Origin of the sequence: Myxococcus xanthus (assembly GCF_006402735.1) — a bacterium.
GTDB classification, from domain to species: Bacteria; Myxococcota; Myxococcia; order Myxococcales; family Myxococcaceae; genus Myxococcus; species Myxococcus xanthus_A.
On record NZ_CP017174.1, the window covers coordinates 5,921,856 to 5,945,136 of the forward strand.

26 protein-coding genes are annotated in these 23,281 nt (G+C 70.1%); 1 reads left to right on the forward strand and 25 read right to left on the reverse strand.

Going from position 1 to position 23,281, the window contains the following annotated elements; genetic code table 11:
- Positions 1–32: 32 nt before the first annotated feature.
- The 25 genes from BHS09_RS24020 to plsX all read right to left on the reverse strand — a co-directional run bounded on the left by BHS09_RS24020 (position 33) and on the right by plsX (position 22,602).
- Complete coding sequence (locus BHS09_RS24020) at positions 33–923, reverse strand: NAD(P)-dependent oxidoreductase (protein WP_140793570.1); 891 nt, start codon at positions 921–923, stop codon at positions 33–35.
- Positions 924–1,017: 94 nt separating this feature from the next.
- On the reverse strand, positions 1,018–2,748 hold the full coding sequence (locus BHS09_RS24025) for a putative ABC exporter domain-containing protein (RefSeq protein ID WP_140799162.1): 1,731 nt from the start codon (positions 2,746–2,748) through the stop codon (positions 1,018–1,020).
- Complete coding sequence (locus BHS09_RS24030) at positions 2,745–3,494, reverse strand: ABC transporter ATP-binding protein (RefSeq protein WP_140799164.1); 750 nt, start codon at positions 3,492–3,494, stop codon at positions 2,745–2,747. Before BHS09_RS24030 ends, BHS09_RS24025 begins: the two co-directional genes overlap by 4 nt.
- 16 nt (positions 3,495–3,510) lie before the next feature.
- Entirely contained in the window at positions 3,511–3,891 is a 381-nt protein-coding gene (locus tag BHS09_RS24035) for a response regulator (protein WP_011554738.1), read from the reverse strand.
- A 41-nt stretch (positions 3,892–3,932) separates the two neighbouring features.
- On the reverse strand, positions 3,933–4,970 hold the full coding sequence (locus tag BHS09_RS24040) for a protein-glutamate methylesterase/protein-glutamine glutaminase (RefSeq protein ID WP_140793575.1): 1,038 nt from the start codon (positions 4,968–4,970) through the stop codon (positions 3,933–3,935).
- Positions 4,967–5,839, reverse strand: coding sequence for a CheR family methyltransferase (locus BHS09_RS24045; protein WP_140799166.1), 873 nt, complete (start codon positions 5,837–5,839; stop codon positions 4,967–4,969). Before BHS09_RS24045 ends, BHS09_RS24040 begins: the two co-directional genes overlap by 4 nt.
- Positions 5,840–5,848: 9 nt before the next feature.
- Positions 5,849–7,828: a HEAT repeat domain-containing protein gene (locus BHS09_RS24050; protein ID WP_140799168.1), complete on the reverse strand. Its 1,980-nt coding sequence runs from the start codon at positions 7,826–7,828 to the stop codon at positions 5,849–5,851.
- Complete coding sequence (locus BHS09_RS24055) at positions 7,825–8,202, reverse strand: hypothetical protein (RefSeq protein ID WP_140793581.1); 378 nt, start codon at positions 8,200–8,202, stop codon at positions 7,825–7,827. The genes BHS09_RS24050 and BHS09_RS24055 overlap by 4 nt, the downstream gene beginning before the upstream one ends.
- Before the next feature lie 21 nt (positions 8,203–8,223).
- A complete protein-coding gene (locus tag BHS09_RS24060; RefSeq protein ID WP_140799170.1) occupies positions 8,224–8,748 on the reverse strand; it encodes a chemotaxis protein CheW in 525 nt (174 codons plus the stop codon).
- A complete protein-coding gene (locus BHS09_RS24065) occupies positions 8,745–9,311 on the reverse strand; it encodes a chemotaxis protein CheW (protein ID WP_140793585.1) in 567 nt (188 codons plus the stop codon). Before BHS09_RS24065 ends, BHS09_RS24060 begins: the two co-directional genes overlap by 4 nt.
- A gap of 43 nt (positions 9,312–9,354) precedes the next feature.
- The gene (locus BHS09_RS24070) at positions 9,355–11,943 is read right to left on the reverse strand and encodes a chemotaxis protein CheA (protein ID WP_140799172.1); all 2,589 of its coding nucleotides are present in this window, start codon (positions 11,941–11,943) and stop codon (positions 9,355–9,357) included.
- Positions 11,940–12,314: a response regulator gene (locus BHS09_RS24075; RefSeq protein WP_140793589.1), complete on the reverse strand. Its 375-nt coding sequence runs from the start codon at positions 12,312–12,314 to the stop codon at positions 11,940–11,942. The genes BHS09_RS24070 and BHS09_RS24075 overlap by 4 nt, the downstream gene beginning before the upstream one ends.
- A gap of 51 nt (positions 12,315–12,365) precedes the next feature.
- A complete protein-coding gene (locus BHS09_RS24080; protein ID WP_140793591.1) occupies positions 12,366–12,857 on the reverse strand; it encodes a M17 family peptidase N-terminal domain-containing protein in 492 nt (163 codons plus the stop codon).
- 30 nt (positions 12,858–12,887) lie between these two features.
- A complete protein-coding gene (gene nusB, locus BHS09_RS24085) occupies positions 12,888–13,310 on the reverse strand; it encodes a transcription antitermination factor NusB (RefSeq protein ID WP_011554748.1) in 423 nt (140 codons plus the stop codon).
- Positions 13,311–13,313: 3 nt separating this feature from the next.
- Positions 13,314–13,817: a 6,7-dimethyl-8-ribityllumazine synthase gene (gene ribH / locus BHS09_RS24090; protein ID WP_020478482.1), complete on the reverse strand. Its 504-nt coding sequence runs from the start codon at positions 13,815–13,817 to the stop codon at positions 13,314–13,316.
- Between the two features lie 40 nt (positions 13,818–13,857).
- Positions 13,858–14,520 carry a riboflavin synthase gene (locus BHS09_RS24095; RefSeq protein ID WP_140799174.1) on the reverse strand — a complete coding sequence of 221 codons (663 nt, stop codon included), beginning with the start codon at positions 14,518–14,520 and terminating at the stop codon, positions 13,858–13,860.
- A 51-nt stretch (positions 14,521–14,571) separates the two neighbouring features.
- Positions 14,572–15,735, reverse strand: a complete 1,164-nt coding sequence (ribD, locus tag BHS09_RS24100) for a bifunctional diaminohydroxyphosphoribosylaminopyrimidine deaminase/5-amino-6-(5-phosphoribosylamino)uracil reductase RibD (protein WP_140799176.1) — start codon at positions 15,733–15,735, stop codon at positions 14,572–14,574.
- 9 nt (positions 15,736–15,744) lie between these two features.
- Positions 15,745–16,251 (reverse strand): transcriptional regulator NrdR, encoded by a 507-nt coding sequence (gene nrdR / locus BHS09_RS24105; protein ID WP_140799178.1) that lies wholly within the window; start codon positions 16,249–16,251, stop codon positions 15,745–15,747.
- Between the two features lie 21 nt (positions 16,252–16,272).
- Positions 16,273–17,529, reverse strand: a complete 1,257-nt coding sequence (gene glyA, locus BHS09_RS24110) for a serine hydroxymethyltransferase (protein ID WP_140799180.1) — start codon at positions 17,527–17,529, stop codon at positions 16,273–16,275.
- Between the two features lie 36 nt (positions 17,530–17,565).
- Entirely contained in the window at positions 17,566–18,009 is a 444-nt protein-coding gene (gene rpiB / locus BHS09_RS24115; RefSeq protein WP_090495521.1) for a ribose 5-phosphate isomerase B, read from the reverse strand.
- A 20-nt stretch (positions 18,010–18,029) separates the two neighbouring features.
- On the reverse strand, positions 18,030–19,283 hold the full coding sequence (fabF, locus tag BHS09_RS24120; RefSeq protein ID WP_140799182.1) for a beta-ketoacyl-ACP synthase II: 1,254 nt from the start codon (positions 19,281–19,283) through the stop codon (positions 18,030–18,032).
- 84 nt (positions 19,284–19,367) lie between these two features.
- Entirely contained in the window at positions 19,368–19,610 is a 243-nt protein-coding gene (gene acpP / locus BHS09_RS24125; RefSeq protein WP_090495523.1) for an acyl carrier protein, read from the reverse strand.
- A gap of 104 nt (positions 19,611–19,714) precedes the next feature.
- Positions 19,715–20,464: a 3-oxoacyl-[acyl-carrier-protein] reductase gene (gene fabG / locus BHS09_RS24130; RefSeq protein ID WP_140799184.1), complete on the reverse strand. Its 750-nt coding sequence runs from the start codon at positions 20,462–20,464 to the stop codon at positions 19,715–19,717.
- Positions 20,461–21,402: an ACP S-malonyltransferase gene (gene fabD / locus BHS09_RS24135; RefSeq protein ID WP_140799186.1), complete on the reverse strand. Its 942-nt coding sequence runs from the start codon at positions 21,400–21,402 to the stop codon at positions 20,461–20,463. Before fabD ends, fabG begins: the two co-directional genes overlap by 4 nt.
- A 138-nt stretch (positions 21,403–21,540) precedes the next feature.
- Positions 21,541–22,602 (reverse strand): phosphate acyltransferase PlsX, encoded by a 1,062-nt coding sequence (gene plsX / locus BHS09_RS24140; protein WP_140793602.1) that lies wholly within the window; start codon positions 22,600–22,602, stop codon positions 21,541–21,543.
- Between the two features lie 442 nt (positions 22,603–23,044).
- Here plsX and rpmF point away from each other — a divergent pair, with 442 nt between their 5' ends.
- On the forward strand, positions 23,045–23,233 hold the full coding sequence (gene rpmF / locus BHS09_RS24145) for a 50S ribosomal protein L32 (RefSeq protein ID WP_011554760.1): 189 nt from the start codon (positions 23,045–23,047) through the stop codon (positions 23,231–23,233).
- Positions 23,234–23,281: the final 48 nt, after the last annotated feature.

Genomic DNA, 23,281 nt, shown 5'->3' on the forward strand with positions numbered 1-23,281 from the left:
GGCAGTCGGGCGTGCACCTGGAGCGCGGGCGCTCAGCCGCCCTGCTTCAACCCGGCCCGTTCGGCGACGAGCGCCCCCAGTGCGGACCAGTCCAAATCGCCGTGGCCCTGCGCGACGCCTCCCAGGAACTGGTCCTTCACGAGGCTGGCCAGGGGCATGGGCACCTCGGCGGTGCGCGCCGCGCCCAGGACGAGCTCCACGTCCTTGAGCCCCAGCCGCATCTTGAAGCCCGCCGGGCTGTACTTCTCCTCGGCGATGAGCTGCGCGTACCCCTCGAAGATGGGCGAGCGCGCGAAGACGGACTGGAAGACCTCCAGGAACACCTTCGGCTCGATGCCGGACTTGCGCGTCAGGGCGAAGGACTCGGCGAGCGCCTCCATCATCGACGCGATGAGGAAGTTGCCCGACAGCTTCACGACGTTGGCCGCCGGGGCACTTTCGCCCAGCACGGTGAGGCCGCGCCCCAGCGCCTCCAGCAACGGGCGGCACCGGTCCACGTCCTGCTTCGGACCGGCGGCCACCACCCACAGCTGCTTCGATGCCGCCGCGGTGGGGCGGCCGAATACCGGTGCGGAGAGATACCGCTGGCCGGCGCTCGCATGCGTCTCCGCCAACCGTTCGGAAAGCGCCACGGAGAGCGTGCTCGAAGAGACGTGCACGGCCCCTGGCGCCAGTCCTGCCTGGAGCCCGTCCTGACCGAAGACCGCGGACGTCACGGCCGCATCATCCGACAGCATGCTGAAGACGACCTCCGCGCCGCGAGCCGCCTCCGCGGGGCTGCGGGCAACGCGCGCCCCCTTCTCCTTCAACGGCGCGGCCTTGGACTCGGTGCGATTCCACACCGTCAGCTCGTGCCCCGCCGCCACCAGGCTCGTCGCCATGGGCAGTCCCATGTTGCCCAGGCCAATGAATCCCACCTTCATGCGCGTCTCCTCCCGGAAGCGGCCCGGATAATCCGCGCCCAGGAGCTCCACCACCGCAAAGCACGCGCACGTCCAGGAGCGAACGCGGAGCGCCCTACTCCGGCCGGTCCTCGGAGACATCCAGGCGCTCGAAGGCGCGGCCCAGCGCCAGGACACCCAGCCACACCTCCCCCACCAACACACCCGCCGCGACGAAGCCCGCCACGGGCAAGGCCCAGGGGCCCAGCAGCGTCGACACAGCGAGGCCCACCACGAGCGCCACCAGCCCCGCGGGAATCAACCCCACCAGCATCACCACCAGCGTGCCCACGACAGCCAGCAAGCGCTGGCCCATCGCCTCGATGCCGCGTGCCCGCTCGCCTGTATCCGCCGGTACCCACGAGGGGAAGAGGACCACCGCGGCGTTCTGCACGAAGAGGCCCGACAGCGACACGGCCGGAAGCAGGAACGCCAGCGCCAGCCCTCCTGGCCACCACCAGCCGCCCAGGCGCGAGGCCTCCACGCCGGGCCCCAGGACGAGCGCCACCACCAACAGCGCGAGTTGGAACGAGGCCAGGGCCAGCGAGGATGCCGCCAACTGCGCGCGCACCACCTGCCGTCCTGTCAGTGGCATGGCGCGCAGCAGGTCCAGCTTGGGCAGGTCCATCCGCAGGTCCATGCGGAACGCGCTCGGCCCCACCACCGTCAGCATCACCGACAACGCCAGCGCCACCGGCCCGAGCACCCGCCGCGTGTCCGTGAACAGACGCGTGTCGCCCATCATCGCCGCGATGACACCGCCCAGGATGATGAAGGCGAGGAACACCGCGAACCCGCCGCCCATCCGCTTGCGCGCAATCAGGTTCTTCCAGATGAGCGCCACCTCCGGTCGGCCTCGAGGCAGCAGCCGGAATGGAGGGCGGCTCAACGTGAGCGAGCCCACACGCGTCATCCGCCCCGAGGCCCGCAGCATGCGCTCCCGTGAGCGGGACTCCGCGCGCACCACCGCCGTCTCCTCGAACGGGACTTCGGCCCAGAGCACCCAGCCGTAGTGCGCCGCCATCAGCGCCAACACCGGTGGCAGGGCCCACAGGAAGTCGCCCACGCTCTGCGCCAGCGCTGGCGCCACCAGCAGCCGGCCCGGCCACAACACGGCCGCCACGCCGGGTGACGCCATCAGCGCCTGCAACCACTCGCGAAGCGCGCGGCCTGATGACAGGTCCTCGGGCACCGGGTGCTCTCGCAGCGAGGTGAACACCGCCAGCACCACGAGCGCCAGGACACCCCCCACCGCGCCCCAGCGGACCACCTGGCCCCAGAGGCCCCATGCCGACAGCCGCGTGCGCATGAAGGACGCCGCCGTCGAGTGCAGATAGAGCGTGCCCAAGGCCAGACACGCCCCCACGAAGAAGAGGACGGGATGCGGGCTGATGGTCCTCCCGAGGAACAGCGTGGCGAACAGCGCGCCCAGCGACGTTCCCAGGAGCCCGCGCACCAGCTTGTATTGCAGCAGGGCCCTGCGAGGGACGGGCGCGGGGAAGAGTTGCACCACCTCCGTCTCCGAGAAGGTCAGCGACGGCCGGTCCCGGCCCAGCGCCCACGCAGCGAACAACGTCCCCAGCGCGGAGCCGACCAGCGACAGCTCGGCGAACAACCGCACACCCTCGGACACCGTGCCCACCGACCCACGGAAGTCCAAACGCCGGAAGAAGACGGAGTAGAGATACGCCGCGCCCACCAGGGCGCCCAGGAGGTAGCGCGGCTTGCGAAGCCGCTCCAGCTGCCGCCGGACGCGATTGCGCCAGGTCGCGGCCCAGAGGAAGGCCACCGCGCGAGGGAAGCTCACGGCGCCTGCGTTCCCGCGCTGGTGATTCGGACGAAGAGCTCTTCCAGCGAGGCGTGCTCCCCTTCCGCGCCACTCAGTCGCGCGCGGATGTCTTCCAGGCTGCCCAGCGCCATGGCCTTGCCGCCCGTGATGACGAGCAGCCGGTGGCACAGCTCCTCCACCAGCGGCAGCAGATGCGAGGACAGCACCAGGGCCGCGCCCTCCTCCGCCCGGCGCCGCAGCGACGCCTTCATCCGCCGGATGCCGATGGGGTCCAGGCCAGTGAGTGGCTCGTCCAGGAGGATGAGCTTTGGCGAATGCAGGAAGCCACAGGCGATGGACAGCTTCTGCTTCATGCCTCGCGACAGCTCGCCCGGCAGGGACTTCTCCTTGCCCGTCAGCTCCATCTCCTCCAGCAGCGCGCGGCCCCGCTCCTCCCAGTCCTCCACGCCGTAGAGCCGCGCCGTGAAGTTCAGGTGCTCCCACACCGTGAGGTATTCGAAGAAGCGCGGCTCGTCCGGCAGGAAGGCCAGCGCGCGCTTCGCTTCCACCGGCGTCTGCGACAAGTCATGTCCCGCGACCAGGATGCGGCCCGAGCTGGGCGGCAGGATGCCCGCCAGACACCGCAACGTGGAGGTCTTCCCCGCACCGTTGGGCCCCACCAACCCGAGCACCTCACCGGGCGCCACCTCGAAGGTGAGCCCCTGCACGGCCTTCACCTCGCCATACGCCTTCTCCAGGCCCTCCACCCGCAGGACAGAATCCATTCGTACGCGCTCGCCTTCAGTCCAGCTTCAGCAGGTCCCGAACGGTATCCAGCACGACCTTCGCCTGCACGGGTTTCACCAGGTACGCGCTCGCGCCCAGCTTCATCGCGCGCTCCCGGTCCGCCGCCGCGCCCTCCGTGGTGACGACGATGATGGGGACGTTCCGGTACTCGGTCGCCTGCCGGATGTGACTGATGAGCTTCAGCCCGTCCATCAGCGGCATGTTGATGTCCGTGAGCACCAGGTCGAAGCGGCCCTGCGTCAGCTTCTTCAAGCCCTCGGCGCCGTCCTGCGCCTCGGTGCACACCACGCCGGACAGGCGCTGCAGCGCGTACATGATGCTGCGCCGCATGGCCTGCGAGTCATCCACCACCAAGGCTCGAATCTGCTGCGTCATGGGCCGCGGACGTTAGCACCCGCGCGCCAAGGTCCGGAGTTTCAGCGCCGCCGCCGCGCCAGGGCCGCCAGCGCCGGGCCGATGTCGCCCAGTGGAATCACCCGCTTCACCGCCCCGGTGGCGATGGCCTCGCCCGGCATGCCGAACACCACCGAGGTCTCCTCCGACTGCGCCCAGACCTCGCCGCCCGCGCGGTGCACCTCACGGGCGCCCTCCGCGCCGTCCGCGCCCATGCCCGTCAGCACCACGCCCAGGGCCTTGGCGCCCAGCACCTGCGCCATGCTGGCGAAGAGGCGGTCCACGCTGGGCGCGTACTTGTCCACGTGCGTGGGCGGCGGCGTGTGCAGCTCCAGCCGGGAGCCCCGCTCGGCCACCACCATGTGCCGCCCGCCCGGAGCGATGTACACGTGCCCCGGCTGCACCAGGTCTCCGTCACGGGCCTCCGTCACGGTGAAGGGACCGATGCGGTCCAGCCGGTCCGCGAAGGCGCGGGTGAACTGCGGCGGCATGTGCTGGCAGACCAGCACGCACGGCGTGGGCTCCACGGCCAGTCCCTCCAACACCCGCTGCACCGCGGGGGGGCCGCCCGTGGAGGCACCCACGGCCACCACCAGCGGCGGCTCGCCCGCCACCGCCATGGCGCGGGCCCCTGGCGCCGCGTGCCGGTAACCGGGGCGCACGTGCCGCGCTGCCCGGACCTTCTCCAGCAGCTCCACGCGAAGCGCCTCCATGGCCTCGAACGTCGGGTGCTGCGGCTTGGCGATGAAGTCGAACGCCCCCAACTCCAGCGCCTTGAAGACATCCGACCGGTGCGAATAGCTGGAGATGACGATGACGGGCGTGGGCGCCGTGCGCATCAGCAGGCGGAGGAAGGTGTAGCCCCCGAGCTTCGGCATCTCCAGGTCCAGCGTCACCACGTCGGGCTTCAGGTCCACGACCTTCTTCAGCCCCTCTTCTCCATCCGCCGCGCGGTCCACCACTCGCACGTCCGGCTCCGACTCCAGCATCGTGGAGAGGGTGCGCCGGTTGTGGGCCGAGTCGTCGATGACCAGTACGGAGATGACGTCCTTGCTGCTCATCGACGCGCTCCTTCGTCCAGCTCCGGCCTCCGGTACACCAGGTCCCCGCGCAGGTGAACGAACTCGAAGTCCGAGCCCAGGTTCAGCAGGTTCTCTGAGTGTCCCAGCAGCAGGTGCCCCCCTGGCACCAACCGGTCCCGAACGATGCTCAGGAACTTCCGGCGTGCCGCCAGGTCGAAGTAGATGAGCACGTTGCGGCAGAACACCACGTCCATGCGTGGCACCAGTTGGCTACCCACCTCGTCCAGCAGGTTGTGGTGGCCAAAGGACACCCAGGCGCGCACTTCGTCCCGGACGCGCACGCGGTTGTTTCCCAGCGAAACGAAGTGGCGCTCCAGAAACTCCGGCGAGGTGGCGCGCAGCGCGGAGGGCCCGTACTCCGCTCGGCGCGCCATGGCCAGCACGCGCCGGGAGATGTCCGTGCCCAGGACCTCCACGTCCCAGTCGTCGAAGCGGCGGCTGTCCTTGAGGAGCATCGCCAGCGTGTAGGCCTCCTCCCCGGACGAGCAACCCGCGGACCACACCCGCAGCCGGCGCAGCCGCGCGTTGCGCTGCTCCACCACCGGGAGCAGTTCGTCCGTGAAGGACTTGAGCTGCGTGGGCTCGCGGAAGAAGTACGTCTCGTGGGTGGTGAGGGATTCGACGGCCGCCTCCAGTTCGGCGTGCCGGTTGGCGTCGTAGCGCAGGTAGCGGTGATACGCGCCGTAGTCCGGCAGCCCCAGCAACTCCAGCCGGGGCCACAGGCGGCGCTCCATCACGAACTTCATGTCCTCGTGCACCAGGATGCCGCAGTGCGAATACACGTGGTCCCGGAGGAGACGGAACTCCTCCGCTGACATCTCCGGACGTCCGTCGTCGAAGCGTGCCATGGAGCCCTCTCAGCGCCGGAGCAGGCGCTCCACGGCGTCGGAGAGGGCTCGCCGCGCCAGGGCGTCCGACTCCGCCTCCAGCGCCTCCTGGGCGGCGGACAGACACTCCGGCCCCGCCGAATCTCCCAGCACCCGCGCCGCCGCCGCGCGAACATCCCAGCGCGCATGACGCAGCAGTGACAGCGCCATCGTCACGCCGGCCGACGACTCCGCCCCCGCCACCAACGCCGCCTTCACCACCTCCACGTCCGGATGGCCCGCGGCCTCCCGCAACACTCCTGGGCCCGCCGCTCCCATCCGCGCCAGGGCCCGCACCGCGGCCACCGCCAGCGCGCCATCCGCGTCTCGCGTCAGGGCCACCAGGTCCGGTACCCGGTCCAACGCGCCGCAGTCCCCCGCCGCCTCCACCGCGGCCACCCGCACGGAGGGGTCCTCGTCCCTTAGTACCGGCGACAGCAGCGCGCCCGCGTCCGGCCCGCCCAGTCGCGCCAGGGCCCGCGTGCCCGCGATGCGCACCGGCACGGACTCATCCGCGAGCGCCGCGCGCACCAGCTCCCGACCGACGTCGCCATCCAGCTCACACGCCGCCACCACCGCCGCCGCGCGCCACCGAGGGTCCTCATCCCGCGCCAGCCGCTTCACCGAGGGCAGGGCCGGCACTCCGCCCACGCGGGCCAGGGCGGCGACCGCCGCGGGCGTGGCCCTGCGCGCCACAGCATCCTCCAACGCCTCCAGCACCGCCGGCCGACACGACTCCGCCAGTTCGGCCAGAGAACGCGTCGCCGCCCCCGCCAGGGATGGCTCTTCCAACAGGGCGACGAGCGGCGACACCGCCGAGGCCGCGCCCGTGCGCCCCAAGGCACGCACCACCACCGCGCGAAGCTCGTCCTCCACCCACTCCAGCAACGCGCACAGCGTTGCCACCGCCGAGGCGTCGACCAGGTCCACCAGCGCTTCGGCCGCGGCGGCCCGCGCCGGCAGAGACAGCTCCGGTAGGCGATGAAGCAAGGTGCGCCCGCCGGCCGGCCCCAGCCTTCCCAGCGTGTGCAGCACCTCGCGCAGCAGCCGCGCCTCGCGCGCGCACTCCGCCACGGGCACGGCCAGCGACGCATCGCCCAGCGAGGCCACCGCCACCAGCGTGCCCGCGCGCACCATGCCGTCCTCGGACGCCAGCGCCTCGGTCAGTCGCGGCGTTACGCCGGGCAGGGGCAAGAGCGCCTTCCGCACCACCGCTTCGAGTTCCCCGCGCCGCGCACCGCCGGAACGCGCGGCCTGTGTCCCCAGGGCGGACAGCGCCGCCTCTCGCACCGAGCGCAACTCCGACGTGAGCCCCTGGCAGATGCGCACCGTCGCGTCCGCCTCCGGAATGAGGCCCAGCATCCGGTAGGCGCTCCGCTGAAGCCGAGGGTCCTCCAGCAAGGCCTTCACCAGCGGAAGGGGCGCCGCATGCTGAAGCAGCGTCAACCCTTCCAGGGCGGACAGGCGAAGCAGCGGCTCCGGCTCGGCCAGCAGCGACTCCAGCGCGGTGACGGCTTGCGCGCCGCCGATGCGCCCCAGTGCCTCCGCCGCGGACACGCGCACGTTGAGGTCCGCGTCCGAGAGCGAACGCACCAGCGGAGCCTCCGCATCGCGATGCCCCAGTTGACCCAGGATGTCCGCGGCGAACTTCCGCTGGTCCGGGTCTGGATGGGCCAGCAGGCCCACCAACGGGCCCAACGCGGCACTGCCCAGCCCCGCGAGCGCCTCCGCCGCCGCGTTCCGAGCCCCCGTCTCCCCTCGCTCGCCCAGCACGGAGATGAGCCGGGCCGCGAGCTCGCTCGAGGCGGGCATCCGCTTGAGGGCCTCCGCCGCGACGTGGCGCACGCGCCAGCTCTCGTCATGCAAGCCGACGACGAGAATCTCCAGAACGCCCGCGGTGCACGGGTCCAGCGATTGGAGCGCGAGGTAGCGCGCCTCTTCCGCGACCGGGGGCTCGGAGTGGGGGCTCATGTGTCGAAGACCTGGTCAGACCCTGGTTGGAGGTAGAACCAGAGGGCGTAGGCCCCCAGGGCCGTGCCCAGTGGAACGTTGGGAATGGCGAGGATGCCCAGAACCAGCGTCAGCGTCCTCGACCACGCCTTGCGGTTCAGCAACCCGAAGCCGGTGATGACACCTGGCAGCCCCAGCAACGCGAGGCACCCGCCCACGCCCATGCCCACGGCCACAATCAGCGCCCGCTCCTCGGGCTTCGCGCCCGGCAACAGCCCGCCCATCGCCCCGATGAACAGCATCACTCCCACGGCGATGAGCACCGACAGCCCGTTGATGACGATGAAGAGGATGCCGAGAATTCTACGGTGCTGCTCCAGTCCTTGATGGCTCACCTCAATCCCCCATGTGTGCGCCTACGTCGTGTTCCTTGAAGACTCGCGCTCCAACTCCACGCGCAGCAATGCCTTGAGGTCCAGCAACAGCCGGAGCCGGTCCGGTGGCCCGCAGACACCGACGACAAAGGGCGTGTGTCCCGCCACCATCAGCGCGGGCGCGGGCTTGATGTCGCCGCGCCGCACGCGCAGCACCTCCGCCACCCGGTCCACCTTCACCGCCACGCGCCGCGTGCCCAGCTTGCAGACCAGCAGCCGCGTCTTCGGTGTCTCCGGCCCCGGCGCGCCCAGGAGCCGGAACCGCAGGTCCACCACCGGCAGGATGAGGCCGCGCAGATGGACCACGCCCTCCACGAACGCCGGCGCGTGCGGGATGGGGGTGATGCGCTGGAGCGGGAGGATTTCCTCCACCCGCATGATGTCCAACACGTACTCCTCCGCGCCGATGAAGAAGGCACAGAGCTGGACCACCAGGTCCGCGGCCGAGGCCACTTCATCCGTGACCGCGTGGGGACGCCGCGGCAGCAGGTTGACGGAGTCCTTCATGGGGCGAGCGCCTGTTCCGCGTCCAAGAGGATGTAGAGCATGGGGCCGCGCCGGCCCATGCCCACCACGCAATCCCTGTCACCCACGCGCAACCCTGGTGGCGGTGCCTCCAGCATGGACGGCTTGAGCTTCACCACGCCCACCACGCCATCCACCCACACCCCCGCGGGCCCCGTCTCCGTGCGCAGCACGAGGATGCGAGCACTCCGGGGCGGAGCCGGCGCGTCGGGCCCGGCGACCAGGGGCGCCCGTTCCGCCAGCCGCAACCGCACCTTGACGTCGTACACGGGCAGCAGCTCACCGCGCAGGTTCATCACGCCCAGGAGCTGGGGCTCGGCGCGGGGAATCTCCGTCAGCGGCGGAACCTTGGAGATTTCACGTACCCCCCGGATGGGGACCGCGTAGCACTCCCCCTCCAGGCGGAAGGCCAGGTACTCCTCGGGCACCTCCTCGGGGGCCGCGGGCAATACGCCGTCACTGCCCACCGCGAAATCATGGAGCCCGGAGACGTCCTCGTCAGGACGGTAGAAGAAGTCGTCGAGCAGCTCCGAGAACCGGGACACAGCGACGCAGGATAGCAGCCAGCGCGCCCGTCCGCAGCGAGGGTCAGGCGCGACGCCGCTCCACGGCCATGCCCTCTTCCAGGAGCGCCGCCACGTCCAGCACCAGGACGGTGCGCCGGTTGCCCAGGTCGGTGGCGCCGGAGATGCCCCGGACGGACTGGAGCCGGCCCCCCAGGGGCTTGGTGACGATGTCCTGCTGGCCGTGCAGTTCGTCCACGGCGATGCCCAGGCGCTCCTGGGCCAGCCCCACCACCACCACGAAGTGGCGGCTCACCGGACGCTCCGGCAGGGCGAACATGCGAGACAGCCGCACGAAGGGCAGCGTCTGCCCACGCAGGTCCAGGACCTCGCGCCGCTCCACGGTGCGGATTTCCTTGGGCTGGACGGAGATGATTTCGAGCACGCTGTTGAGCGGCACCGCGTAGGTGCGGCCACTAACGCCCACCAGCAGCGCGCGGATGATGGCCAGCGTGACGGGGAGCGTGAGGTGGAAGGCGGTGCCCTTTCCGCGCTCGCTCCACACGTCGATGATGCCCGACAGGTTGCCCAGGTTGTTCTTCACCACGTCCAGGCCGACGCCCCGGCCGGAGAGCTCGGACACGCTGCGGGCGGTGGAGAAGCCGGGCTGGAAGATGAGGTTGAGCAGTTCCCGCCGGCTCATCTCCTGGGCCTGCGCGAAGGTGATGAGGCCGCGGGTAATCGCCACCTCGCGCACGCGCACCTCGTCGATGCCGGCGCCGTCGTCACTCACCTCGATGGCGACGTGGTTGCCCTTCTGCTCGGCGCGCAGGCTCACCACCGCGCGGCGGGGCTTGCCCGCGGCCAGACGGGCGTCAGGGGATTCGACGCCGTGGTCGATGGCGTTGCGGATGAGGTGCATCAGCGGGTCGCTGAGCTCCTCGACGATGAGCTTGTCCAGCTCCACCTCGCCGCCGCTGATGGCGAGCTCGATTTCCTTCCCCGCCTCGCGGGTGATGCGGCGCACCAGCCGTGCCAGCTTGTCGAACACCTGGCCGACGGGGACCATCCGCGCTTCGAGGAGACCTTCCTGGAGGGCTTCCAGCTTGCGCTCCAGGCCCCGCGTCTCGCGCGCCAGCTCCTGGCCGAACAGCTTGGAGAGCGCCACCGCGCCGTCCTGCCTCGCGGACTCCGCGAGCCGCTGGAGGTTGGCCTTGATGAGCAGCAGCTCGCCCACCATGTTGATGAGGCCATCCAGGCGCCCGATGTCCACGCGCACGGTCTGCGTCAGGGAACGCAGCGACGTGTCCGCCGTCAGTGCCGATGGTGGACTCACGGGAGCGCCGGCCGGTGGCGCTGGGGCTACCGAGAGATTCTTGGATGATGCCTTGGCGGCGCCCTGGAGGTAGGCGACGACCGGCACGCTGGAGGGCCCAGGCACGGGAGTCGGTGAAGGCGAGCCGCTGGCATCGGCAGGCATGGCGGCGTCCGCCGTGGGCCATTCCAGGAGCCCGGGCTCCGTGTCTTCCGGTACGTGCGAAAGGAGCGGCTGCCGCGCCTCGGGGGGCATCGCGGCGGGCGTTGCGCGCACGCCCTTCTTCTTGCCGCCGCCCTTGGGCGACGTCGAATGCCCCGCCGCGGGCGCATCCTTGGCGTCCGCGGACGTGCCTCGGATTGCGGAGCCTCGGGGGCCGCGCGAGGGCGTTGCTCCCTTCCGCGACGTCTCTGTGGTCGCATCAGTCACGCGGACGGGTGCATCAGGTGCCGCGAGGCCCCCTGCCTCTGCGTACTGAGCAGTGCCTGCGTCCCTATCGCGTGTCGCCGCGTCTCCTGGCCGCGTCTCCGACTTCGCTCCCCCGGACGCGCGAATCGTCGCGGCGGGTTGCACGGCCTGAAGCAACGCGCTCGTCGCGGCCGCTGCGGCCGGGCGCACCGTCAGCGCGGCCAGCTCCGCGGGCGTCCCCTGCAGTCCCGTCTCCAGGGACACACGGTCGACCTGCGCACCAAAAATCAGGTCGAACGCGATGCCATGCGCGCCCCCCGGCTGCGCGGACGGCAGCGTGCTGATGACCTCGCCCAGCGGCTTGAGCCTCGCGTTGAGCTCCGCCAGGCCCTTGTCGAAGTCGGACAAATCAAAGGCGGCTCGCACGCGCCACAGCGACACTCCCCGCCGCACGTTCTCCCGCAGCCGGTGCTCCTCGTACTCCGTGAAGACGGAGCGGACCTGCGCCTCCAGTTCCAACCGGTCCAGCGGGTCGTCGTCAGCAACCTCCACCGGAGCACCCATCGACGCCATCCGCGCGGACATCGCCTCCACGCGGGCGGACAGGCTTTCGCTCTCCGTGCCACGAGCGGCCTCGCCCAGCAGTGCCTGGAACGCATCCAGGACTTCGATGAGCGCATCCAGGACCGCGCCATCCAGCAGCAGCTTCCCCAGCCGAAGCCTGTCGAGCAGGTCCTCTGTCCCGTGCGCCAGCCGGGAGATGCGCTCCTGGCCGAACAGCCCGGACAACCCCTTGAGCGAATGCGCCGCGCGGAAGATGCCGTTGACCAGGTCCGGGTCCGCCTCGTGGCCCCGGCGCTCGTCGAGCACGAGCAGGTCCCTGGCCAGGGCGTCGAGAATCTCCGTCGCCTCGGCCACGAACTCGGCCAGTGCCTTGCTTCCCGGACTCACGGCAGCTTCAGGTAGCGCCGCAGGAGCGCTTCGAGGCTCCCGGGGATGAAGGGCTTGACCAGATACTCCGCGGCGCCCAGCGCGAGCCCGCGCTCGCGGTCCAGGTCGCGCCCCTCCGTGGTGATGATGAAGAGCGGCACGTCGCGGTAGTTGGGGTTCTTCTTGACGAAGTTGATGAGCTCCAGCCCGTTGATGTCAGGCATGTTGATGTCGGTGATGATGAGCTCGAAGCGGTGACGCGGCAGCAGCTTCAGGGCCTCGAAGCCGCTCGAGGTCACCACCACCTCGACGCCCTCCACGGCCTCGACCATCGCGGCGATGTACTCGCGCGATGCTTTCGAGTCCTCGACAATCAACACCTTGACACGCATGTGCGCTCGCCCCGGGCGAGGCATGCTAGCAGAAGGCCCGCCCGCCGAGCGTCAGCCCTTGCGTGCAGGCAGCGACTTGACGAGTCCCTTGTCCGCCAGGACCGCCACCCGTCCGCCCTTGAACGCGGGCAGGAAGCCCTTCTGGAAAGCCTCCGCCCGCGCGGCGTCCTCTACCTGGCCACCGGCGGGCACTTCCAACGCCACGGACTCCACCCGGGCCTTGGACAGCACCCGTCCCGCTTCGGCCAACGCGGCGTTCAGCGTGCCCGCGTCCAGCCGCTGGCGCGCGCCCAGGCCCACCACGAAGATGCGGGGCACCGACAGCTTCCCGTCCGAGGGCAGCAGCAGCCAGTCATCCTTCGCGCCCGTGAAGAAGCCAGCCTTGAGCACCCGCGAGAGCGAGCCACACAGCCGCCAGTCCACGAAGCCCGCGGAGGACGGCAGGGGCCGGTCATCCTCGGCGATGAAGAGGCAGAGCGCGTCCACCCCGCCGAGCGTGTCCAGGCCCTCCAATCCGATGTCGTGCGTCGTCGTCTGGCTCACGGCGCGTCCCTCGCGGCTGGCGTCAGCGGCTCACGGCTTGTTCAAGGCGACCGCGACGCGGTCCAGGAGCCCGTTGACGAACGCGCTCGATTCTTCATTGCCGAAGTTCTTGCCCAGCTCCACCGCCTCGTTGATGGACACCTTGCGGGGGATGTCCGGGCGGTACTTCAGCTCGAAGATGCCCAGTCGCAGCACGTTCCGGTCGATGCGCGACATGCGGTCCAGGCGCCAGTTGTGGCTGTGGCGCTCGATGAGCTGGTCGATTTCGTCCCGGTGGGACTGCACACCTTCCACCAGTTCCCGGGCGAACTTCACCGCGTCCGGGTCCCGTTTGTTGCTCTCCTCGGCGGCCGACCAGGCCGACTCCAGCGCCTCCGCCGTCGTCGCGGTGGCCATCTCCAACTGGTAGAGCGCCTGCAGCGCACGCTCACGTCCCGTTCTTCGCGCGCCCATGGACTACGCCTTCCTTCCGTCCGTCGCCGACATCTTCGCGTACAGATTGACCATCTCGATGCAGGCCAGTGTGGCCTCCGCTCCCTTGTTCCCCGCCTTCACGCCCGCCCGGTCGATGGCCTGTTCCACCGTGTCCGTCGTCAACACGCCGAAGGTGACCGTCGTGGCCGGAGTGGCCGCCGCGGCCTCGAAGGCCACCGCGCCAATGCCCTTGGCGCACTCGCCGGCCACGTAGTCGAAGTGCGGCGTCCCGCCTCGGATGACGGCGCCCAGGGTGATGACACCCACGTACTGCCGGGTCTCCGTCACGCGCCGGACCAGACCGGGCAGCTCATAGGTTCCGGGGCAGCGGTACACGTCGATGTCCGCGTCGGCCACGCCGTGGCGCACCAGCGTGTCCACGGCGCCCTTGGCCAGCTCCTCGGTGATGAAGCCGTTGAAGCGGGCCACGCAGATGGCGAAGCGGCCCTTGGGGGGTAGAAAGTCACCGTCGAAGTAGCGAGGCATGCCGCGCTTCCTACACCACCCCGGGGCCCGGCGTCGCCTGCTACGGCGTGCCGAACCCCGCAGCCGAGATGGCCGCCGCCGTCAGCCCGCCGCCGCCCCCAGGTGCCCCCTGGCCCCGCTGGAGCGCGAACAGCCGTGCCACGTACTTCCCAATCTGGTCCGCCTCCAGGTTCACCTTCGACCCCACGCCTCGCGCCTTCAAGGTGGTGCGCTCCTGCGTCTCCGGGATGAGCTGCACCCGGAACCGGTCCACCTCCAGCGTGTTCACGGTGAGGCTGATGCCGTCGATGGCCACCGAGCCCTTCTCGATGAAGTACGGAGCCAGCGCTTCCGGCAGCCGGAAGCCCATCACCCAGGAGCCACCCTCCGGGTAGGTCTCCAGCACCTCGCTGACGGCGTCCACATGGCCAGAGACCAGGTGCCCGCCCAGCCGGTCCCCCAGCGCCAGGGCTCGCTCCAGATTCACCCGGTCTCCGGGCTTCACGGCGCCCAGCGTCGTCCGCCGCAGCGTCTCCGGCGCGGCCTGCACGCGGAAGGTGTCGCCGGTGCGCTCCACCACCGTGAGGCAGGCGCCGTTGACGGCAATCGACTCGCCCAGCTCGAAGGCCGCCGCGCCCAGCGAGGTGTGAATCCACAGGTCGGTCATCCCGCCGGGAATGACGCGCTCCACCCTGCCAAGGTCCTGAATGAGGCCGGTAAACATGGGGCCGTTTATAACGGACCGGCCCCGTCCACGCCCACGGCCGCGCGTGTCCTACAGCAGCGCCTGGAGCAGGATGTCGTCACCATGGCGTTCGAAGGCGAGGTCCTTCACCGCCAGGGCCTGGGCCATCTCCTTCACACCCAGGTCACCGGCCCAGGACAGGCCCGGGCTGCCAATCAGCTTGGGCGCCAGGAACAGCGCCAGCGAATCCGCCAGGTGCCCGCGCAGGAAGGAGCCGTACATCTCCGCGCCGCCCTCCACCATGACGTGGTTGTGGCCGCCCTTCGCCAGCCGCCGCAGCAGGGCCTTGAGGTCCACCTGTCCCGCCTTCTCGCGGAGCTGCCAGACGTCTACGCCCTGAGCCAGGAAGCGCCGCGCCTTGCGACCCTCCGGGTCCTCCAGCGTGGCCACCACGGTGCGCGCGGGGCTGCGCTGCGTGAAGACGGTGTAGCCCGGGGACAGGCGCAGGTGGCTGTCCACCACCACGCGCAGCGGGTCCTTCCCGCCGCCACCGGGCAGCCGCGTGGTCAGCTTCGGGTCGTCCTTCCGGACGGTGTTGGCGCCCACCAGGATGACGTCCACGGAGTCACGCAGCCGGTGGACCCAGGCGCGCGCCGGCGCCCCCGTCACCCAGCGCGAGTCACCGGTCGCAGTGGCCAGCTTCCCGTCCAGCGTCACCGCCGCCTTGAGCGTCACCCAGGGCAGGCCGGTGCGGATCATCTTGAAGAAGGGCCGGTTGAGGCGGTCCGCGTCCTCCGCGAGCACGCCCGTGAGGACCTTGAGGCCGGCGCGCCGCATCCGCGCCACGCCCTTGCCACTCACCTTCGGGTTGGGGTCCGCCGACGCGCAGATGACGCGCCGGACGCCCGCCTCGATGATGGCCATGCTGCACGGCGGGGTACGCCCATAGTGGTCGCACGGCTCCAGCGTGGTGTAGAGGTCCGCGCCCTTCGCGCGCGCACCGGCGGCCTCCAGCGCGACGACCTCCGCGTGCGCGCTGCCCGCCTTCTTGTGGTAGCCGCGGGCGATGATGCGCCCGCCCTTCACCAGCACCGCGCCCACGACGGGGTTGGGGCTGGTGCGGCCCAGGCCCTTGGCGGCTTCCTCCAGCGCGATGCGCATGAAGAACTCAGCCACCGCCCGGTCGAAATCCGCCGCTCGCTTCGCCCGGGGCGCCCGTGTCGCTTCCAACCTTGCCCGTGTCAGCAGCCGCATGTGCTTACTCTAACCGCCCTTGTCCACCGGTGCCGTGGGAGGCGCCTGGCGCTGCTCGCGCGCCTCCGCCTCGCGCAAGGCCTTCAGCTCGTCCATGAACTCCGCGATGTCGCGGAAGCTGCGGTACACGGACGCGAAGCGGACATAGGCCACCTCGTCCAGTTGCCGCAGCCGGCGCATGATCTCCTCGCCGATGACGGACGAGGGCACTTCCTTCTCGCCCATGCCCTGCAGCTGCCGCTCGATGGCGACCACCGTCTCCTCGAGCTGATCCGCGGACACGGGCCGCTTCTCACACGCCTTCTTCAGCCCGTTGACGATCTTCTCCCGGTCGAACGCCTCGCGCCGCCCGTCCTTCTTCACGATGAGCGGGTAGAGCTCCTCCACCCGCTCATACGTGGTGAAGCGGCGCTTGCAGGCCAGGCACTCGCGGCGCCGCCGGATGACGGAGCCCTCGTGTGACTCGCGGGAGTCGATGACCTTGTTCTCGGCGTCCTGACAGAAGGGGCAGCGCATGGAAGGGTACGACCCGCCAGTCTACTTCAACCGCGAGGCGTAGAGCGGGAATCCCTGCGCAAGCTCCTTCACCTGCCCCTTGATGCGGGCCAGCGCGGCGTCGTCCTGCGCGGCGTCCAGCGCCTCACCGATGAGCCGCCCCACCACCGCCATCTCCGCCTCGCGCATGCCGCGCGTGGTGATGGCCGGCGTGCCCACCCGGACGCCGGACGTGGTCATCGGCTTCTCCGGGTCGAACGGAATCATGTTCTTGTTCACGGTGATGCCGGCCTTGTCGAGCACCTCTTCGGCCACCTTGCCCGTGAGCTTCTTGGGGCGCAGGTCCACCAGCATCAGGTGGTTGTCCGTGCCACCGGACGTCAGCCGCAGGCCGGCGCGCTGAAGCGCCTCCGCCAGCGCCTTCGCGTTGGCGACAGTCTGCTGCTGGTACGCCTTGAACTCCGGCGACAGCGCCTCCTTGAAGGCCACCGCCTTGCCGGCGATGACGTGCATCAGCGGGCCGCCCTGGATGCCGGGGAAGATCTGGCTGTTGATGGTCTTCGCGTATTGCTCGCGGCTCAGCACCAGGCCGCCGCGCGGACCGCGCAGCGTCTTGTGCGTGGTGCTGGTGACGATGTCCGCCACCGGCACCGGCGAGGGGTGCACACCCGCGGCCACCAGGCCAGCGATATGCGCCATGTCCACCAGCATGGCCGCGCCCACCGCGTCGGCGATCTCGCGGAACTTCGCGAAGTCCAGCGTGCGCGGGTACGCGCTGGCGCCCACGACGATGACCTTCGGCTTGTGCTCCCTGGCCAGCGACTCCACCTGCGCGAAGTCGATGGTCTCCGTGTCACGCGTCAGGCCGTAGTGGACGACCTTGTAGAGCTTGCCGGAGAAGTTGAACGTGGCGCCGTGGGTGAGGTGGCCGCCGGAGTTGAGGTCCAGCGACAGCATGGTGTCGCCCGGCTTCATCAGCGCCATGAAGGCGCCCATGTTGGCCTGGCTGCCGGAGTGCGCCTGCACGTTGACCGCGTCCGCGCCGAACAGGTCCTTGGCGCGGGCGATGGCCAGACTCTCCGCGACGTCCACCACCTCGCAGCCGCCGTAGTAGCGCTTGCCGGGGTAGCCTTCCGCGTACTTGTTGGTGAGCACCGAGCCCACCGCCTCCATCACCGCCGGAGAGACGAAGTTCTCCGAAGCGATGAGCTCCAGCCCTTCCTCCTGGCGATGGGTCTCCTCGCGGAGGACGCGGGCAATCTCCGGGTCCACTTCGGCCAGCGTACGGATGTTCTCCATGGCGGATTCCCTCGAACGACGGGTACGGCGGGGCCGTTAGCCCTGGGACTCGGCCTCGCGAATCATCTGGACGCGCCGCTCGTGGCGGCCGCCTTCGAAAGCAGTGCTGAGGAACGCCTCCAGGATGGCGCGACCCACGCCGGCCCCCACCACGCGCTGGCCCAGGCACAGCACGTTGGCGTCATTGTGGGCCCGGGCCATACGGGCCTCGAACTCCGTGGTGCACAGGGCCGCCCGGATGCCCTTGTGCTTGTTGGCGACGATGCTCATGCCGATGCCGGTGCCACACACCAGCACGCCCAGGGTGGCCTCCCCGGACGCCACGGCGCGGGATACCCGCGCGGCGAAGTCCGGATAGTCCACCGAGTCCCGCGTGACGGGGCCCACGTCCTCGTGGGCCACGCCCCGCGCGGTGAGCGCCGCCACCAGCTCCTGCCGGAGCTCCAGGCCCGCGTGGTCTGAAGCGAGGATGACTTTCACGCGGGTTTCTCCTGGGACGGCTAGAAGCGCTTGAACACCAGCACGGCGTTGGTGCCGCCGAAGCCAAACGAGTTGCTCATCACCGCGTCCACCCGGGCCTCACGCGCCTGGTTGGGCACGTAGTCCAGGTCGCAGTCCGGGTCGGGCGACGTCTGGTTGATGGTGGGCGGCAGGATGTTGCGCGCCAGCGCCAGCGCGCTGACCACGCCCTCGAAGCCGCCCGCCGCGCCGAGCATGTGGCCCGTCATCGACTTGGTCGACGACACGGCGACCTTGCGCGCGTGGTCGCCGAACACCGCCTTGATGGCCTTCGTCTCGTTCGCGTCGTTGAACGGCGTCGAGGTGCCGTGGGCGTTGATGTAGCCCACGTCCTCCGGGTTCATCCCCGCGGACTGGAGCGCCAGCCGCATGCAGCGCGCCGCGCCCTCGCCTTCCGGCGCCGGCTGGGTGACGTGGTAGGCGTCCGAGTTGGCGCCGTACCCCACCACCTCCGCCAGGATGTTGGCGCCGCGCTTCTTCGCGGCCTCCATCTCCTCCAGCACCAGGATGCCCGCGCCCTCGCCCATGACGAAGCCGTCTCGGTCCTTGTCGAAGGGCCGGCTGGCACCGGCCGGATCATCATTGCGCGTGGACAGCGCCTTCATCACCGAGAAGCCACCCAGCCCCAGCGGGGTGATGGCCGCCTCGGCACCGCCGGCGATGACCGCGTCCGTCTCACCCAGGCGGATGGACTTCCAGGCCTCGCCAATGGCGTGAGCACTGGTGGCGCACGCCGACACCGGCGCCCAGTTCGGCCCCTTGCAGTTGTACCGCATGGAGATGAGGCCCGGCGCCATGTTGATGATCATCTGGATGATGAAGAAGGGCGACAACCGGTCGAACCCCTTCTCCAACCCCTTGCGGTGCTGCTCTTCCAGCGAAGAGATACCGCCGATGCCCGAGCCGACGATGACGCCGACCTTCTCCGGGATGTAGCCGTGCGGCTGGTCCGGGCCAATGGGAATGCCCGACTCCGTCACGGCCATCTGCGCGGCGGCCAACGCGAACTGCGCATACAGGTCCATCCGGCGCACTTCGCGCTTTTCGATGAACGCCTCGGGCTCGAAGTCCTTCACCTCACCCGCGATGCGCGTGTCGATCTTCCCAACGTCAAAGCGCGCGACCTGGGCAATACCCGACTTGCCGGCGATCAACGCCTGCCAGTTCTTCTCGGTTCCGGTTCCCAGAGCCGAAACAAGTCCGGTTCCGGTGACGACGACTCGACGTTGTGACACGGTCCTCTCCGGTGGCGCCTGGGACACCGGGGACGCCGCGCATCACGCGGCGCCGCCCCGCACCCCGGCACGCCGTGGTGCTACCTACTTCTTGTGGGTGTTGATGTAGTTGGTGGCGTCGGCGACGGTCTTGATGTTCTCCGCCTCTTCGTCGGGAATCTCGACCTCGAACTCCTCTTCCATCGCCATGACGAGCTCCACGATGTCGAGGCTGTCCGCGCCCAGGTCCTCGATGAAGGAGGACTCCGGCTTGATCTCATCCTCTCCGACACCGAGCTGGTCGGCGATGATGGACTTGACCTTGGCCTCAATGGTTGACGTCGACATAAGTGTAGAACCCTCCAGGAACCAGATGTGGCCCGGCTGGCTTCCCGGACCATGTCGAAAGCGGGCGCGGTATATCCCACGCCCGGCGGCAATCCAACCGTGGGTTACATGTACATGCCGCCGTTGACCTTCAGGACCTCGCCGGTGATGTAGGACGCGGCGTCCCCCGCCAGGAAGAGCACGGCACCGGCGACCTCCTCCGGATTCCCCAGCCGACCCAGGGGGATGCCCTCCAGCATCTTCTGGCGCATCTCGTCATTGATCTGATGCGTCATATCTGTCCCGATGAAGCCGGGGGACACGGCGTTGACGCGGATGTTCCGGCTGGACAGCTCGCGCGCCACGGACTTGGTCAGGCCGATGAGCCCCGCCTTGGACGCCGAGTAGGCCGCCTGACCGCCGTTGCCCATCTCCCCCACCACGGAGGTGATGTTGATGATGGCGCCGCCCTTCTGCTTCATCATGGGCCGGCTGACGGCGCGAATGAGCGAGAAGGCGCCCTTGAGGTTGGTGTCCAGTTGCTTGTCCCAGTCCTCGTCCTTCACCCGCATCACCAGGCCGTCCACCGCGACGCCCGCGTTGTTGACGAGCACGTCCAACCGGCCGTGGGCCTTGACGATGCCATCCACGGCGCTGGCGCAGGCGGCGCTGTCGGACACGTCGAACCGGATGGCCTCCGCCTTGGCGCCTTCCGCCTGGAGCAGGGCCACCGTCTCCTGGGCCGCCGCTTCATTGCCCGCATAGCTGATGACCACGGTGGAGGCCCCCGCCTTGGCGAAGGCCACTGCGCACGCCCGGCCGATGCCGCGCGAGCCACCCGTCACGAGCACGACCTTGTCCTTGAAGCCGCTCATGGTGCCACCCCCAGTGCCGCGAGCGCCTTGTCCAGGCTCGCGGAGTCCTCGACGTTGAACAGCTCGATGTCCTTGGTGATGCGCTTGACCAGGCCCACCAGCACCTTGCCCGGCCCCAACTCGATGATGCGGGTGACGCCTTCGGCCTTCAGCGCCTCCACGCACTCAATCCAGCGCACCGGCGAGCTCACCTGCTCCAGGAGCAGCGGCACCACCCGCGACGCGTCCGCGTTGGGACGGGCCTCCACGTTGGTCACCACCGGCACGGACGGCGCGGACACCTGGATGCGGCCCAGCACCTCCGCCAGCCGGGGCTGCACCGGCGACATCAGCGCGCAATGGAAGGGGGCGGACACCGGCAGGGGCATCACGCGCTTGGCGCCGGCCTCCTTGCACTTCACCCCGGCGCGCTCCACCGCCGCGACGTCACCGGCGATGACCGTCTGCTCGGGCGAGTTGTAGTTCGCCGGCGACACCACCTGCCCCTCGGCCGCCGCGTCGCAGGCCGCCTTCACCTTCTCCGGAACAAGGCCCAGCACCGCGGCCATGGCGCCCACGCCCGCGGGCACCGCCTCCTGCATGAAGGTGCCGCGCGCGCGCACCGCCCGGGCAGCGTCGCCCAGGTCCAAGGCGCCCGCCGCCACCAGCGCCGAGTACTCGCCCAGCGAGTGCCCCGCCACGAAGGACGGCGCCGGCCCCCGCTTCGCGAACACCGCGTGCGCCGCCAGCGACACCGTGAGGATGGCCGGCTGGGTGTTGGCCGTGAGCTTCAGCGCCTCGTCCGGGCCCTCGAAACAGAGGGTGGAGAGCTTCTCCCCCAGGGCGGCGTCGACCGCGTCGAACACGGCCCGGGCCTCGGGGAAGTTCTCATACAGGTCCTTGCCCATCCCCACGGCCTGGCTGCCTTGCCCGGGGAACACGAACGCGACCTTCGACATGCGGACTCTGCCTCCTCTTCAGCGGCCGGGGCCGCAGGCTGGACGCCCTGTTGCCGTACCTGAACAGGTTCAGCCAGCAATTTCCGCGAGGCGCCCCGCCACCAGCCCGAGGCGGCCTGCACGCTCCGGGCGAAGGCTCTAATCGGAAACGCCCGCGTCTGTCGCTCTTTTTCCCTTCGGGTGGGTCGGAAGCCACGCTCCCGCGCGCCCGATGCAACGCGTCAACTCCGCCTGCACGCCCCCCTCCGCCATGGCCAGCGCCGCGCCCAGCGCGTTGAAGAGGGCCCGGGGCGTGGAGCGCCCATGCGCGACGATGCCCACCCCCTGGATGCCCAGCAGGGGTGCCCCGCCGTACTCGGCGTAGTCCACCACCCGGCGCAGCCCGGCCAGCGCGGGCTGGAGCAGCATCGCCCCCACCTTCTCCGCCAGCCCTCCGCGCCGCTCAATGGCCTGACGCAGCATGCCAATGACGCCCATGCCCACGCCCTCGGATGTCTTCAGGACGACGTTTCCGGTGAACCCGTCCGTCACCACCACCTGCACCTCGCCGGAGAAGAGGTCCTTGCCCTCCACATAACCCACGAAGTCCAGATCCGAGCGCCGCAGCAGCTCACTGGCCTCCCGGGTGAGCGGCGTCCCCTTGGAGGACTCCTCTCCATTGGAGAGCACGGCCACCCGGGGCCGGGCCACGCCCATGCGCGCGCGCACGTAGGCCTCCCCCATGACCGCGAACTGGGCCAGGTGCGACGGCTTGCAGTCCACGTTGGCGCCCGCATCCAGGAGCAGGCACCGGCCGCCGCCCTTGAGCGCGGGGAAGAGCGCGGCGATGGCGGGACGCTCCACGCCCGGCAGCCGTCCCAGCGTGAGCAGGCCCCCGGCCATGACGGCGCCGGAGTTGCCCGCCGAGACGAGCGCCTCCGCCCGGCCGTCCCGCACCAACTCGAAGCCCACCCGGAGGGAGGAGTCCCGCTTGCGGCGGAAGGCGGACGAGGCGTGCTCGTCCATCTCCACGACTTCAGAGGCGTGGTGGACCTGGAGGTTGGACGGAGGCCGCAGCTTGCCCAGCAGGGGCGCCACCTTCGCCTCGTCCCCCACCAGGAACACCTCATGGCCGGGGTGGGCCCGCGCGAAGAGCACCCCACCCTCCACGGGGGCGGAGGGCGCGTGATCGCCGCCCATGGCATCCAGCACCAGCCTCATCCCCACCCTCTCCTTGCCCGCCAGGCGTCCCGGCGGCTGTCGGTGTCGGTATCCCACCCGCCGGGGGGCGGGCGGCGCGCAGCACAGCAGGAACCCTCCAGGGGGGCAACGACTGGCTGACACGCCCTGGGGCACGGCCGAAGAATGGCGCCCACGCCATGGGCGTTGTCACCGGGCACCGTCCAGGATAGACGGTGCCCGGGAGATAACGGGCCCTCCCGCGTTGCCACATTGACTCGGGGGCTTCGAGCCGCTAGGGTCCGCCGCCTTCCGAAGCCGGACATGGAGTACGGGAGCCTTCGTGCGACCGCCCCAGACCGGTTTCGAGCAGAGAGTGTTGCGCACGGAGCCGGGGACCCCGGCACAGCGCGAAAGACATTGGACTCAACCGGTCCGGACCGGCGCGAACGCTCCGGGTCGGGGTCGAATATAGAGGTGAGCCGTGGGTGTCCCCAAGAAGCGTACTTCGAAGATGCGTCGCGACCGCCGCCGTGCGGCCAACAACAACCTGCGGAGCGCCGTGCAGGTGACCAAGTGCCCGAACTGCAAGGAGCCGGTGATGCCTCACCGCGCCTGCACGTCCTGTGGCCAGTACAAGGGCCGTGAAGTGGTCGCTCAGGCCGAGGCCTGACACACAGCCGCATACAGCGCCCTTCCCGGGCGCTGCGAAACACGACGG

Excerpts from the sequence above, each read along its gene's own strand:
- nusB (WP_011554748.1), bottom strand. The coding sequence starts at position 13,310 with ATGGGCGCGCGAAGAACGGGACGTGAGCGTGCGCTGCAGGCGCTCTAC.
- fabD (WP_140799186.1), bottom strand. The coding sequence starts at position 21,402 with ATGTCGAAGGTCGCGTTCGTGTTCCCCGGGCAAGGCAGCCAGGCCGTG.
- BHS09_RS24050 (WP_140799168.1), bottom strand. The coding sequence starts at position 7,828 with ATGAGCCCCCACTCCGAGCCCCCGGTCGCGGAAGAGGCGCGCTACCTC.
- BHS09_RS24040 (WP_140793575.1), bottom strand. The coding sequence starts at position 4,970 with ATGAGCAGCAAGGACGTCATCTCCGTACTGGTCATCGACGACTCGGCC.
- BHS09_RS24020 (WP_140793570.1), bottom strand. The coding sequence starts at position 923 with ATGAAGGTGGGATTCATTGGCCTGGGCAACATGGGACTGCCCATGGCG.
- BHS09_RS24035 (WP_011554738.1), bottom strand. The coding sequence starts at position 3,891 with ATGACGCAGCAGATTCGAGCCTTGGTGGTGGATGACTCGCAGGCCATG.
- BHS09_RS24060 (WP_140799170.1), bottom strand. The coding sequence starts at position 8,748 with ATGAAGGACTCCGTCAACCTGCTGCCGCGGCGTCCCCACGCGGTCACG.
- nrdR (WP_140799178.1), bottom strand. The coding sequence starts at position 16,251 with ATGCGCTGCCCCTTCTGTCAGGACGCCGAGAACAAGGTCATCGACTCC.
- acpP (WP_090495523.1), bottom strand. The coding sequence starts at position 19,610 with ATGTCGACGTCAACCATTGAGGCCAAGGTCAAGTCCATCATCGCCGAC.
- ribD (WP_140799176.1), bottom strand. The coding sequence starts at position 15,735 with ATGCGGCTGCTGACACGGGCAAGGTTGGAAGCGACACGGGCGCCCCGG.
- ribH (WP_020478482.1), bottom strand. The coding sequence starts at position 13,817 with ATGCCTCGCTACTTCGACGGTGACTTTCTACCCCCCAAGGGCCGCTTC.
- plsX (WP_140793602.1), bottom strand. The coding sequence starts at position 22,602 with ATGAGGCTGGTGCTGGATGCCATGGGCGGCGATCACGCGCCCTCCGCC.
- BHS09_RS24095 (WP_140799174.1), bottom strand. The coding sequence starts at position 14,520 with ATGTTTACCGGCCTCATTCAGGACCTTGGCAGGGTGGAGCGCGTCATT.
- BHS09_RS24075 (WP_140793589.1), bottom strand. The coding sequence starts at position 12,314 with ATGCGTGTCAAGGTGTTGATTGTCGAGGACTCGAAAGCATCGCGCGAG.
- fabG (WP_140799184.1), bottom strand. The coding sequence starts at position 20,464 with ATGAGCGGCTTCAAGGACAAGGTCGTGCTCGTGACGGGTGGCTCGCGC.
- glyA (WP_140799180.1), bottom strand. The coding sequence starts at position 17,529 with ATGGAGAACATCCGTACGCTGGCCGAAGTGGACCCGGAGATTGCCCGC.
- BHS09_RS24030 (WP_140799164.1), bottom strand. The coding sequence starts at position 3,494 with ATGGATTCTGTCCTGCGGGTGGAGGGCCTGGAGAAGGCGTATGGCGAG.
- BHS09_RS24045 (WP_140799166.1), bottom strand. The coding sequence starts at position 5,839 with ATGGCACGCTTCGACGACGGACGTCCGGAGATGTCAGCGGAGGAGTTC.